Genomic DNA, 13,015 nt, shown 5'->3' on the forward strand with positions numbered 1-13,015 from the left:
CACGTGACAGCTGTACGAGAACGGAGCCGCGCCCATGGGTGAGCAGCAGCAGGTGAGATTCCCGCAGGAGGTCGTCGACGAGTACGCCGCGCTCGGCGTCGACCTGCCCGCACTGTTCTCCGCGGGCCACCTCGGGACCCGCATGGGCGTGCAGATCCTGGAGGCCTCCGCGGAGCGGGTCGTCGGCACCATGCCCGTCGAGGGCAACACCCAGCCGTACGGGCTGCTGCACGGCGGCGCGTCCGCGGTGCTCGCGGAGACCCTGGGCTCGGTCGGCTCCATGCTGCACGGCGGCAGCACGAAGATCGCGGTCGGCGTCGACCTCAACTGCACCCATCACCGCGGCGCCCGCTCGGGCCTGGTGACCGGTGTGGCCACGCCGGTGCACCGGGGGCGCTCCACGGCGACGTACGAGATCGTCATCAGCGACGAGGAGGGGCGCCGGGTCTGCACCGCCCGGCTGACGTGCCTGCTGCGCGACGTCCGCAAGGGCGACGAGGCGCACGTGCCGAACACCGGCGCCTGACCGCTGCCCGGCGGGGCCGCCCAGGCCCCGCCGGCTCCCCGCCGCACCCGGTGACCGCGATACGAGACCGCGTCACCACCCCGCCGCCGCACCCGAGTTGACGGTCCGGCAGGCCCGAGGGCCCCTCGTCCCGCCCCGGACGGATCCGCGCCCTCGCCGCCGCACGCGTCCGGATACCGCCGCCCCGCGCCCGCGCTCCCCCTTCCGGACAAAGGGACGCTCTCCCCGCAAGATCAGCACAACCCTCCCCATGGGCGGAATGCGGATAAGCGCCGAAGCCGTCGGGCTCCTTTCCCGTGCGGTAACTCTACGTAATACGCGCGCAATCCGGATTCACGGTTTCGGCCATCGCGTCCCCCCGCCCCAGGACCGCGCGGCAGCCCCGAAAGTCGCCTGCAGCAACAGAGTTACGTAATTACCAAAACCGGCGAGACGCCTGAACGCGCCGACGCGGTCCTGCGGGTTCTCAGAATGTGGACAGGGCGAATCGACCTGAATTCATGCGTTCCCCCCACGCCGTACCGCTCTGCATTACCCCGTGTCATAACAAGAGCGTCACAGCCTTGGACAAGCACTCCTCCACGTTGTCCACACACGCCTAGAGTCACGGCCAGTCACCGCTCCATCGGGAGTTCGGTACCGGCGCGGCACCCAACACCCCACCACACAGGGGCGAACGTGCCTGCGGAAAGGATCGATTGTGCGACAGCGTTCTCTGGTGATTCTTACCTCCGTTCTGACCACCGGAGCTCTGACCCTCACCGCCTGCGGCTCCCGCAATGACGACAGCAAGGGCGGCGACAGCGGCAACGTGACGGTCACGATCGGCGTCGACGCCCCGCTGACCGGCCAGAACTCCGCGACGGGTCTCGGCATCCAGTACGGCGCCCAGATCGCCGTCGACGACGCCAACAAGAACAAGACCGTCCCCGGCGTCACCTTCAAGATCAAGGCACTGGACGACAAGGCGATCCCCGCCACCGGCCAGCAGAACGCCTCCCAGCTCGTCGCCGAGAAGGACGTCCTCGGCGTCGTCGGCCCGCTCAACTCCGGCGTGGCCACCCAGATGCAGCAGACCCTCGCCTCGGCCAACCTGGTGGAGATCTCCCCCTCCAACACCGCGCCCGAGCTGACCCAGGGCAAGAACTGGCAGACCAGCAAGTCCCGCCCGTTCAAGTCCTACTTCCGCACGGCCACCACCGACGCCCTCCAGGGCGCCTTCGCCGCCGACTACGCGTACAACGGCCTCAAGAAGAAGAAGGCCTTCGTCGTCGACGACAAGCAGACCTACGGCGCCGGCCTCTCCAAGATCTTCAAGGCCCAGTTCGCCAAGCAGGGCGGCAAGATCGCCGGCACCGACCACGTCAACACCGGTGACCGCGACTTCTCCACCCTCGCCACCAAGATCAAGAACTCGGGCGCCGACATCCTCTACTACGGCGGCCAGTACGACGAGTCCCAGGTGCTGACCAAGCAGCTCAAGGACGCCGGCGCCAAGATCCCGCTGTTCGGCGGCGACGGCATGTTCACCCCGACCTACATCAAGACCGCCGGCAAGGCCGCCGAGGGCGACCTCGTCACCTCCATCGGCGTCCCCGTCGACACCCTGCCCGCCGCCAAGGACTTCGTGGCCGCCTACAAGGCCAAGAAGTACCCCGGCGACTACGGCACCTACGGCTCCTACGCCTACGACGCCACCACCGCCATCATCAAGGCCGTCGGTGAGGTCGTGAAGGACGGCAAGGTGCCCTCCGACGCCCGCCAGCAGGTCGTCGACGCCGTCCAGAAGACCTCCTTCGACGGCATCTCCGGCAAGATCTCGTTCGACGAGTACGGCGACACCACCAACAAGCAGCTGACCGTCTACCAGGTCACCAAGGGCGAGTGGAAGTCCGTCAAGAGCGGCGTCGCCAACCCGAAGTAACCCAGCCTGACACTCCGCACCACCAGGGCCGCGCGGCGCAGACCACCGTCACCGCGCGGCCCGCCTTCTACGCCCCCCTCGACTCTCCCCACCACATGGAGGCCATGCGGTGAACACCCTGCCGCAGCAGCTGGCCAACGGGCTGTTCCTCGGCTCGATGTACGGGCTGATCGCCATCGGATACACGATGGTGTACGGCATCGTCCAGCTCATCAACTTCGCCCACGGCGAGATCTTCATGACCGGAGGCTTCGGCGCACTCACGGTCTACCTCGCCCTGCCGGACGGCATATCCATGTGGATAGCCCTGCCGGCGATGCTCATCGGCGGCGCGCTGGTCGCCGTGCTCATCGCCGTCGGCGCCGAGCGCTTCGCCTACCGCCCCCTGCGCGGCGCACCACGCCTCGCACCCCTCATCACCGCCATCGGCCTGTCACTCGCCCTGCAGCAGGCGGTCTTCAACTGGTACCCCGACGCCAAGTCGGCCCGCGTCTTCCCGCAGCTGCCCTTCGGCCCGCTGCACCTCGGCTCGGTGACCGTGCAGAGCGGCGACGTCTTCCTCATCATCGCCGCCCCGCTGTGCATGGCCGTCCTCGCCTTCTTCGTCCGGCTCTCCCGCACCGGCCGCGCCATGCAGGCCACCGCCCAGGACCCGGACACCGCACAGCTCATGGGCATCGACACCAACCGCATCATCGTCATCGCCTTCGCCATCGGCGGCTTCTTCGCCGCCGTCGCCGGCCTCTCCTACGGCCTCAAGTACGGCTCCGTCTCCTACGACATGGGCTTCATCGCCGGCCTCAAGGCCTTCACCGCGGCCGTCCTCGGCGGCATCGGCAACATCTACGGCGCCATGCTCGGCGGCCTCGTCCTCGGCCTCGCCGAAGCCATGGCCACCGCCTACATCGCCGACATCCCCGGCATGCAGCAGCTCGGCGGAGGCGGCTGGGCCGCCGTCTGGGCCTTCGTACTCCTCATCCTCGTACTGCTCTTCAGACCACAAGGCCTGCTCGGCGAACGCGTCGCGGACAGGGCGTGAGCACCATGACCGACACCACCACCACAGCACCGGCCACGGCCCCGCGCGGACCCGTCCCGCTGCCGCCCGCCGCCGCCCGCCTGCTCATCGCCACCGGCGCCGTGGGCACCATCGCCAGCACCTTCCTGAGCTGGACCTGGACCCCCGCGTTCCCCGGCGACCTCACCGTCTACGGCTACCCCGCGGGCCTCCAGATCCTCGCCCTCGTCGCCGGCGCCCTCACCCTGCTGTTCGCCCTCACCCTCTGGAACACCAAGGGCCTGCGCTGGCTCAACCCCGCCGGCGCCACCTCCCCCGTGTTCCTCACGGCCCTGTCGGCGTTCACCGTCTGCTGGTTCACCGGCATCGCCATCGCCGTCGACCTCAACGGCCTGGTCAACCTCGACCCCGGCGCCTACGTCGCCATGGCCGCCTCCGCGCTGCCCGTCATCGGCGCCCTCGCCCTGCCCCACCCCGCCCCCGGCACCGGACTGCGCGGCTACCTCACCAAGCCCCAGCAGCCCCGCCCAGGCACCCTGTCCCCGCTCCTCGAGCGCGGCATCATCACCGCCGGCACCGCCGTCGCCCTCATCGCCTTCACCTACGGCATCGGCATCGACAACGACGCGAGCGAAACCTTCATCGGCTTCCTCCTCCTCGTCATCTTCGCCGCCTGGGGCCTGATGCACACCGGCCTCGTCGACCGCTACGCGACCATGGCCGCCCAGCACAAGGGCTTCGCCTCGACGCTCGCCTTCCTCGCCGCCGTCATCTTCCCCTTCACCCAGAGCGACGACCACAACGCCAACGTCGGCGTCAACATCCTCATCTTCGCCACCGTCGCCCTCGGCCTGAACATCGTCGTCGGCCTCACCGGCCTCCTCGACCTCGGCTACGTCGCCTTCCTCGGCGTCGGCGCCTACGCCGCGGCCCTCGTCTCCGGCTCCGAGTACTCCCGGTTCTCCGGAGTCCACTTCCCCTTCTGGGCCGCCGCCCTCACCGGCATGGCCGCCTCGCTCGTCTTCGGCGTCCTCATCGGCGCCCCCACCCTGCGACTGCGCGGCGACTACCTGGCCATCGTCACCCTCGGCTTCGGAGAGATCTTCCGCATCACCGTCAACAACCTCGACGGCGACTCCGGACCCGACATCACCCGCGGCCCCAACGGCATCACCCAGATCCCCGACCTGGACATCCTCGGGTTCAAGTTCGGCGAAGCACACCAGATCGCCGGGTTCACACTCGGCCGCTTCGCCAACTACCTCTTCCTGATGCTCATCGTCACGGCCATCGTCGTCCTCGTCTTCACCCGCGCCGCCGACTCCCGCATCGGCCGCTCCTGGATCGCCATCCGCGAGGACGAGACCGCCGCCACCGCCATGGGCATCAACGGCTTCCGCGTCAAGCTGATCGCCTTCGCCCTCGGCGCCTCCCTCGCCGGCCTCGCCGGCACCGTGATGGCCCACGTCAACTACAGCGTCAACCCCCAGCCCTACCAGTTCGCCGGCGCCGCCCCGCCCAACTCGGCCTTCCTCCTCGCCGCCGTCGTCCTCGGCGGCATGGGCACCGTCAGCGGCCCGCTCCTCGGCGCCAGCGTCCTCTACCTGGTCCCCGAGAAGCTCCAGTTCCTGCAGAACTACGAACTGCTCGCCTTCGGCATCGCGCTGGTCCTGCTCATGCGCTTCCGGCCGGAAGGCATCATCGCCAACCGCCGCCGCCAGCTCGAATTCCACGAAATCGGCCAACTCGACGTCCCCGAACAGAGAACGCTCACCGACGAACCGGCCGTCACCAAGGCAGGGGCGTAAAGAACCATGACGACACCCGTACTCGAAGCCCGTGACGTCACCATGCGCTTCGGCGGTCTCACCGCCGTCCGATCCGTCGACTTCACCGTCAACAGCGGCGAGATCGTCGGCCTGATCGGCCCCAACGGCGCCGGCAAGACCACGTTCTTCAACTGCCTCACCGGCCTGTACGTCCCCACCGAGGGCACCGTCGCCTTCAAGGGCAAGGTCCTCCCGCCCAAACCCCACCTGGTCACCCAGGCGGGCATCGCCCGGACCTTCCAGAACATCCGGCTCTTCGCCAACATGACCGTCCTGGAGAACGTCCTCGTCGGCCGCCACACCCGCACCAAGGAAGGCCTCTGGTCCGCCCTCCTGCGCGGCCCCGGCTTCCGCAAGGCCGAGAAGGAGTCCGAGGCCAAGGCCATGGAACTCCTCGAGTTCGTCGGCCTCGCCGCCAAGCGCGACCACCTCGCCCGCAACCTGCCCTACGGCGAACAGCGCAAGCTGGAGATCGCCCGGGCACTCGCCAGCGAACCCGGCCTGCTGCTCCTCGACGAGCCGACGGCCGGCATGAACCCCCAGGAGACCCGGACCACCGAGGAACTGGTCTTCGCCATCCGGGACAAGGGCATCGCCGTCCTCGTCATCGAGCACGACATGCGCTTCATCTTCAACCTCTGCGACCGCGTCGCCGTCCTCGTCCAGGGCGAGAAGCTCGTCGAGGGCACCTCCGACGTCGTCCAGGCCGACGACCGGGTCGTCGCCGCCTACCTCGGCGAACCCTTCGAGGGCGACCCCGGCCAGGCCGAGGCCGCCGAGGTCGAGGCAGCGGAGGCAGCCGCCGACACCCCGGCCCCGAAGACCGCCGCCGCGCCCACGCCCGAACCCGAGCGGGCCGACGCCACCGGCACCGACGACGCCGCACCCGCCGACGCCGGCACCACCGGCGGCACGGCGAGCGACGACGCCGACAGCGACGGCGCGGAGAGCACCAGCACCACCAAGGGAGAGGCCCAGTGACCGCACTGCTGGAGGTCGAGGACCTCAGGGTCGCCTACGGCAAGATCGAAGCCGTCAAGGGCATCTCGTTCAGCGTCGAGGCCGGCCAGGTCGTCACCCTCATCGGCACCAACGGCGCCGGCAAGACGACCACCCTGCGCACCCTCTCCGGACTGCTCAAGCCCAGCTCCGGAAAGATCCTCTTCGACGGCAAACCACTCACCGGCGTCCCGGCGCACAAGATCGTCTCCCTCGGACTCGCCCACTCCCCCGAGGGCCGGCACATCTTCCCGCGCCTCACCATCGCCGAGAACCTCCAGCTCGGCGCCTTCCTCCGCAAGGACAAGGAAGGCATCGAGAGGGACATCCAGCGCGCCTACGACCTCTTCCCCATCCTCGGGGAACGCAGGAAGCAGGCCGCCGGCACCCTCTCCGGCGGTGAGCAGCAGATGCTCGCCATGGGCCGGGCGCTGATGTCCCAGCCCAAGCTGCTGATGCTCGACGAACCCTCCATGGGTCTGTCGCCGATCATGATGCAGAAGATCATGGCGACGATCGTCGAACTGAAGGCCTCGGGCACCACGATCCTGCTGGTCGAGCAGAACGCCCAGGCGGCGCTCTCGCTCGCCGACCAGGGCCACGTCATGGAGGTCGGCAGCATCGTCCTCTCCGGCACCGGACAGGACCTGCTGCACGACGAGTCCGTGCGCAAGGCGTACCTCGGCGAGGACTGACCCCGCCGCGGACCGCACGTACGACGAGGCCCGCGCCCCCTTCTCCGGGGCGCGGGCCTCGTCCTGTGCGCGGAGGGCTCAGCCCTTCTTCGCGGACTTCTTCTCGTCGTTGTCCGCGATGACCGCCTCGGCGACCTGCTGCATCGACAGACGCCGGTCCATCGAGGTCTTCTGGATCCAGCGGAACGCGGCCGGCTCGGTCAGCCCGTACTCCGTCTGCAGGATGGACTTCGCCCGGTCCACCAGCTTGCGCGTCTCCAGCCGCTGGCTGAGGTCCGCGACCTCCTTCTCCAGCTCCCGCAGCTCGGTGAACCGGGAGACCGCCATCTCGATCGCCGGGACGACGTCGCTCTTGCTGAACGGCTTCACCAGGTAGGCCATCGCACCGGCGTCCCGGGCCCGCTCCACCAGGTCGCGCTGCGAGAACGCGGTGAGCATGAGGACCGGGGCGATGGACTCCTCGGCGATCTTCTCGGCCGCGGAGATGCCGTCGAGCTTGGGCATCTTCACGTCGAGGATCACCAGGTCCGGGCGGTGCTCGCGGGCGAGTTCGACGGCCTGCTCGCCGTCCCCGGCCTCGCCGACGACGGTGTAGCCCTCCTCCTCCAGCATCTCCTTCAGGTCGAGCCGGATCAGGGCCTCGTCCTCGGCGATGACGACACGGGTCGTCAGCGGAGGCACGTGCGACTTGTCGTCGTCGGGCACGTCTACGGGCTGGGGCGACTCGGGGGCGGTCACTCGGGCTCCTTGGTACGAGGCAGGTCGGTACTGCTGACAAGAGCCTACCTAGCTGCGGTAAGGTGGTCTGGCAGCGGGTCGAGGTAAACCTTCGATTCACCGGGCCCCGGTAGCCCAATTGGCAGCAGGCAATGGATTCAAAACCCATACAGTGTCGGTTCGAGTCCGACCCGGGGCACTTTTCCTTCGATCCGAAGGTCACCATTCAGAAGCGGATTTCCGCATTCTCGTGAACCTTGGCTCTTCACTGCGTGTCGCCACGGCTTCCTTCACACAGTGGCCGCATGTACGACATCAGCACCCGCAAGCGAGTCCTCGCCCTGGTCGCCCAGGGACGCAGCCTGAACGCGGTGAGCCGTCAGACCGGTGTCTCGCGTGCCGCGATCCGCTCATGGCAGGGCCGCCTCGAACCACTGGCCCGCACGTCCCCTCCGCCCGGGCCGCCTTCCGACGCCCGTGCGTACGCGTATTTGCTGGGCCTCTATCTCGGCGACGGGTGCATCAGCCGACACCCTGGCGGTGGCCACTACCTCCGGATCGCGTGTGCCGACGCATGGCCAGGGCTCCTGCGGATGTGCCGCGAAGCCATCACGGACGTACGCCCCGGAGTGCGCGTCCACACGCTTCACAAGCAGGGCTGCTCGATGGTGACCAGCTATCACCCGCACTGGCCGGACCTGTTCCCCCAGCACGGGCCCGGCAAGAAGCACGAGCGGCCCATTCTCCTGGCGCCCTGGCAACAGGAGATCGTCGACGCTCACCCCTGGGAGTTCATCCGGGGCCTGATCCACTCCGACGGCTGCCGTATCACCAACCGGACGACCAGATTCGTCGACGGTGAGCGCAAACACTACGAATACCCGCGCTACTTCTTCACCAATCTGTCCGAGGACATCATGCGGCTCTTCACCGATGCCCTGGAACGCGTCCATGTGGAATGGAGACGGGCGAACAACCGGAACATCTCCGTGGCCCGCAAAGCCTCCGTAGCCCTCATGGACGCCCACGTGGGCCCCAAGCACTGACCGCCGGCTACTTGGGGCTGTCGTCCTCGCCGATGTGGTGGACGCGGACCATGTTGGTGGTGCCGGGGATGCCGGGGGGCGAGCCGGCGGTGATGACGACGACGTCGCCCTTCTGGCAGCGGCCGTGGCGCAGGAGCAGTTCGTCCACCTGGTCGACCATGGCGTCCGTGGAGCCGGCCTCCGGGCCGAGGAAGGTCTCCACGCCCCAGGTGAGGCTGAGCTGGGAGCGGGTGGCCGGCTCGGGGGTGAAGGCCATCAGGGGGATCGGCGAGCGGTAGCGGGAGAGCCTGCGGGCGGTGTCCCCGGACTGGGTGAACGCCACGAGGAACTTCGCGCCGAGGAAGTCGCCCATCTCGGCGGCGGCGCGGGCGACGGCTCCGCCCTGGGTGCGGGGTTTGTTGCGTTCGGTGAGCGGCGGCAGGCCCTTGGCGAGCAGGTCCTCCTCGGCCGCTTCGACGATTTTGGCCATGGTGCGCACGGTCTCGACGGGGTATTTGCCGACGCTGGTCTCGCCGGAGAGCATCACGGCGTCGGTTCCGTCGATGACGGCGTTGGCGACGTCGGAGGCCTCGGCGCGGGTGGGGCGGGAGTTGTCGATCATCGAGTCCAGCATCTGGGTGGCGACGATGACGGGTTTGGCGTTGCGCCGGGCGAGTTTGACAGCGCGCTTCTGGACGATGGGGACTTGTTCGAGGGGCATTTCGACGCCGAGGTCGCCGCGGGCGACCATGATGCCGTCGAAGGAGGCGACGATGTCGTCGATGTTGTCGACGGCCTGGGGTTTCTCGACCTTGGCGATGACGGGGAGGCGGCGGCCTTCCTCGTCCATGATGCGGTGGACGTCGTGGGCGTCCTTGCCGCTGCGGACGAAGGAGAGGGCGATGGCGTCGAAGCCGGTGCGCAGGGCCCAGCGCAGGTCGTCCTCGTCCTTCTTGGAGAGGGCGGGTACGGAGACGGCGACGCCGGGGAGGTTGAGGCCCTTGTGGTCGGAGATGATGCCGCCCTCGGCGACGCGGGTGCGGACCTCGGGGCCGTCGACGGCGGTGACTTCGAGGCAGACCTTGCCGTCGTCGACGAGGATGCGTTCGCCGGGGGTGACGTCGGTGGCGAGGCCGGCGTAGGTGGTGCCGCAGGTGTGGCGGTCGCCTTCGACGCCTTCTTCGACGGTGATGGTGAAGGTGTCGCCGCGTTCAAGGAGTACGGGGCCTTCGCTGAATCGGCCGAGGCGGATCTTCGGGCCTTGAAGGTCGGCGAGGATTCCGACGCTGCGGCCGGTTTCGTCGGCGGCTTTTCGTACGTGCTGGTATCGCACCTCGTGCTCGGCGTGGGTGCCGTGGCTGAGGTTGAATCGGGCGACGTCCATTCCGGCTTCGACGAGTGCCTTGATCTGGTCGTACGAGTCGGTGGCGGGGCCCAGAGTACAGACGATCTTTGCTCGGCGCATACTTCGAGCCTAGGCCTTACCCACGGGTAGTAAATCCGGGGTTCATGACCACTCAACAACCGTTGGGCAATGGGATATTGACAACTGTTGAATTGTGCGACGGCCCGCTCCTTTGAGCGAAATCTTCACGTCGTGCGTTTTCGGTCTTCATACCTGTGGGGGCCGCATCGTGAATTGGGCGCTGACCTGGGCGCCGATGCGCAGTCGTGGGGGTTCGAGGTCGAGGGGCGGCGCGGGTTCGTCCGGATGGGCGAGCGCGGCCCTGTGTCCGCCGCGTTCGAAGGGGGTGCGTCCGGGACGGGTGTGGTCGGCGCCGGTGTCGGCGAGTTCGACGAGTGCGGCGAGGGTGGTGCCGAGGGCGTCGGCGTACTCGCGGGCTCGCCGGAGGGCTTCGTGGACGGCCTGCCGGCGGGCCCGGGCGGGCACGGGTGAGTCGGGGCGCAGGGACCACCAGGGGCCGTCGATCCGGGTGAGTTCCAAGTCGGCCAGTCGGGTGGTGAGTTCGGCCAGGGCGGTGAAGTCGGTGAGTTCCGCGGTGAGGTGGACGCGGCCGTGGTGACTGCGTACGCGTTCGCCGCGGCCGTGGGGGGTGAGTTCGGGGGCGAGGGAGATGGCGCCGGTGGTGAGGTGTTCGACGGCGTCGCCGTAGGACTTGATGAGGTCGAGGGCGGCGGTGTTGCGGCGGGTGAGGTCGTCGAGGGTGGTGCGGCGGTCGCGGCCGCGGGCGGTGAGGGTGACCCCGATGCGGGCGATCTCGGGTTCGGTGTCGATCTCGGCTTCGCCGCGGACGGTGAGGAGGGGGGCGTCGGGGGTGCCGTGGGGTGAGGCCGGCGGTGGGGTCATACGTCCCACTGTGTCATGCGGTTTCCGCTTCGGTGGCCGGAGTTGGGGCTTGAGGTCACCAGATCGAAACCGAATGGACCTGTTGTTTCCGGTCATGCTCGGGTCAGAATCTACGCGCGTTGTTGACTGTTTCCCCGAGGAGACCGAGAGATGCCGTTGAACCGCCGGAAGTTCCTGAAGAAGTCCGCCGTGACCGGGGCGGGGGTGGCGATCGCCGGTGCGGGGGCGGCTCCGGCGGCCCAGGCCGCGGAGGCGAAGGCGCCGGGGAAGCACGCGAAGCGGTACTCCCTGACCGTCATGGGCACCACGGACCTGCACGGCCATGTCTTCAACTGGGACTACTTCAAGGACGCGGAGTACTCCGACAAGGCGGGCAACGCGCAGGGCCTGGCGCGAATCTCGACGCTGGTCGAGGGGATCCGCGAGGAGAAGGGCCGCTGCAACACGCTGCTGCTGGACGCCGGTGACACGATCCAGGGCACTCCGCTGACGTACTACTACGCGAAGGTCGACCCGATCACCGCCAAGGGTGGTCCGGTGCACCCGATGGCGCAGGCGATGAACGCGATCGGGTACGACGCGGCGGCGCTCGGCAACCACGAGTTCAACTACGGCATCGAGACGCTGCGGAAGTTCGAGGACCAGCTCGACTTTCCGCTGCTGGGTGCCAACGCGGTCGACGCGAAGACGCTGAAGCCGGCCTTCCCGCCCTACTTCATGAAGAAGTTCCACGTGCCGGGCGCTCCGCCGGTGAAGGTGGCCGTGCTGGGTCTGACGAACCCGGGTATCGCGATCTGGGACAAGGCGTACGTGCAGGGCAAGCTGGCGTTCCCGGGTCTGGAGGAGCAGGCCGCGAAGTGGGTGCCGAAGCTGAGGGCGATGGGCGCGGACGTGGTCGTGGTGTCGGCGCACTCGGGTACGTCGGGCAATTCGTCGTACGGTGACCAGTTGCCGTACGTGGAGGACGCGGCGGCGAACGTGGCGCGGCAGGTGCCGGGGATCGACGCGATCCTGGTGGGTCACGCGCATCTGGAGATTCCGGAGCTGAAGGTCGTCAACGAGCAGAGCGGCCGGACGGTGGTGCTGTCGGAGCCGCTGTGTTACGCGGAGCGGCTGAGCGTCTTCGACATCGAGCTGGTGTTCGGCAGGGGCAGGTGGGAGGTCGAGTCGGTCTCCGCTTCGCTGCGTGACTCGAAGACGGTGGCGGACGACCCGCGGATCACCAAGCTGCTGACGGACGAGCACGAGAAGGTCGTGGCGTACGTCAACCAGGTGGTGGGCCGGGCGACGGAGACGCTGACGACGGTCGAGGCCCGTTACAAGGACGCCCCGATCATCGACCTGATCACCAAGGTCCAGGAGGACGTGGTGAAGGGGGCGCTGGCGGGCACCGAGTACGCCTCGCTGCCGGTGATCGCGCAGGCGTCGCCGTTCTCGCGGACGTCCCAGATTCCGGCCGGCGACGTGACGATCCGGGACCTGTCGGGTCTGTACGTGTACGACAACACGCTGGTCGCGAAGCTGATGACGGGTGCGCAGGTGCGGGCGTACCTGGAGTACTCGGCGGGGTACTTCGTGCAGACGGCGGCGGGCACCGTGGTCGACGTGGAGAAGCTGACGAACGCGGGTGGCCGTCCGGACTACAACTACGACTACGTGTCGGGGCTGTCGTACGACATCGACGTCGCGCAGCCGGCGGGGTCGCGGATCAGGAACCTGACGTTCGGTGGTGCGGCGCTGGACGACGCGCAGCAGTTCGTGCTGGCGGTGAACAACTACCGTGCCAATGGCGGTGGTGCGTTCCCGCACGTGGCCTCGGCGAAGGAGCTGTGGTCGGAGTCGACGGAGATCCGGACCCGGATCGCGGAGTGGGTGACCGCGAAGGGTGTGCTGGACCCGAAGGACTTCGCGTCCGTGGACTGGAGGCTGACGCGGGACGGCACTCCGGTGTTCTGATCCGCGGGTGGGGCATGC

The 13,015-nt window shown here is 68.4% G+C and carries 11 protein-coding genes and 1 tRNA gene; 9 read left to right on the forward strand and 3 right to left on the reverse strand.

The features are described 5' to 3' along the window. Positions 1–34 precede the first annotated feature (34 nt). The 6 genes from ACWCPN_RS18370 (at position 35) to ACWCPN_RS18395 (ending at position 6,991) form a co-directional block, all read left to right on the forward strand. A complete protein-coding gene (locus tag ACWCPN_RS18370) occupies positions 35–526 on the forward strand; it encodes a hotdog fold thioesterase (protein ID WP_365126510.1) in 492 nt (163 codons plus the stop codon). Positions 527–1,241: 715 nt separating this feature from the next. Next, entirely contained in the window at positions 1,242–2,450 is a 1,209-nt protein-coding gene (locus ACWCPN_RS18375) for a branched-chain amino acid ABC transporter substrate-binding protein (protein WP_365126722.1), read from the forward strand. Between the two features lie 109 nt (positions 2,451–2,559). Further along, positions 2,560–3,489, forward strand: coding sequence for a branched-chain amino acid ABC transporter permease (locus tag ACWCPN_RS18380; RefSeq protein ID WP_199210157.1), 930 nt, complete (start codon positions 2,560–2,562; stop codon positions 3,487–3,489). Positions 3,490–3,494: 5 nt separating this feature from the next. After that, a complete protein-coding gene (locus tag ACWCPN_RS18385; protein ID WP_451207419.1) occupies positions 3,495–5,276 on the forward strand; it encodes a branched-chain amino acid ABC transporter permease in 1,782 nt (593 codons plus the stop codon). 6 nt (positions 5,277–5,282) lie between these two features. Further along, positions 5,283–6,278, forward strand: coding sequence for an ABC transporter ATP-binding protein (locus ACWCPN_RS18390; RefSeq protein ID WP_451207158.1), 996 nt, complete (start codon positions 5,283–5,285; stop codon positions 6,276–6,278). After that, a complete protein-coding gene (locus ACWCPN_RS18395) occupies positions 6,275–6,991 on the forward strand; it encodes an ABC transporter ATP-binding protein (RefSeq protein WP_365126513.1) in 717 nt (238 codons plus the stop codon). Before ACWCPN_RS18390 ends, ACWCPN_RS18395 begins: the two co-directional genes overlap by 4 nt. A gap of 78 nt (positions 6,992–7,069) precedes the next feature. Here the strand turns inward: ACWCPN_RS18395 and ACWCPN_RS18400 are convergent, their stop codons facing one another. After that, on the reverse strand, positions 7,070–7,729 hold the full coding sequence (locus ACWCPN_RS18400) for an ANTAR domain-containing response regulator (protein ID WP_451207161.1): 660 nt from the start codon (positions 7,727–7,729) through the stop codon (positions 7,070–7,072). A gap of 103 nt (positions 7,730–7,832) precedes the next feature. Between ACWCPN_RS18400 and ACWCPN_RS18405 the strand changes: the two genes are divergently transcribed. Further along, a tRNA-Leu gene (locus ACWCPN_RS18405) sits at positions 7,833–7,907 on the forward strand. 106 nt (positions 7,908–8,013) lie between these two features. After that, positions 8,014–8,754, forward strand: a complete 741-nt coding sequence (locus tag ACWCPN_RS18410) for a helix-turn-helix domain-containing protein (protein WP_451207164.1) — start codon at positions 8,014–8,016, stop codon at positions 8,752–8,754. 7 nt (positions 8,755–8,761) lie between these two features. Here ACWCPN_RS18410 and pyk read toward each other — a convergent pair whose 3' ends face one another. Both pyk and ACWCPN_RS18420 read right to left on the reverse strand, forming a co-directional pair. Continuing rightward, entirely contained in the window at positions 8,762–10,198 is a 1,437-nt protein-coding gene (gene pyk / locus ACWCPN_RS18415; RefSeq protein WP_451207167.1) for a pyruvate kinase, read from the reverse strand. A 147-nt stretch (positions 10,199–10,345) separates the two neighbouring features. Then, a complete protein-coding gene (locus tag ACWCPN_RS18420; protein WP_451207170.1) occupies positions 10,346–11,041 on the reverse strand; it encodes an SIMPL domain-containing protein in 696 nt (231 codons plus the stop codon). Between the two features lie 150 nt (positions 11,042–11,191). On the opposite strand from ACWCPN_RS18420, the gene ACWCPN_RS18425 reads away from it, so the two are divergent. Next, positions 11,192–12,997: a bifunctional metallophosphatase/5'-nucleotidase gene (locus tag ACWCPN_RS18425; protein ID WP_451207173.1), complete on the forward strand. Its 1,806-nt coding sequence runs from the start codon at positions 11,192–11,194 to the stop codon at positions 12,995–12,997. Positions 12,998–13,015 lie beyond the last annotated feature (18 nt).

The sequence above is a fragment of the Streptomyces sp. NPDC002386 genome (genome assembly GCF_053593175.1).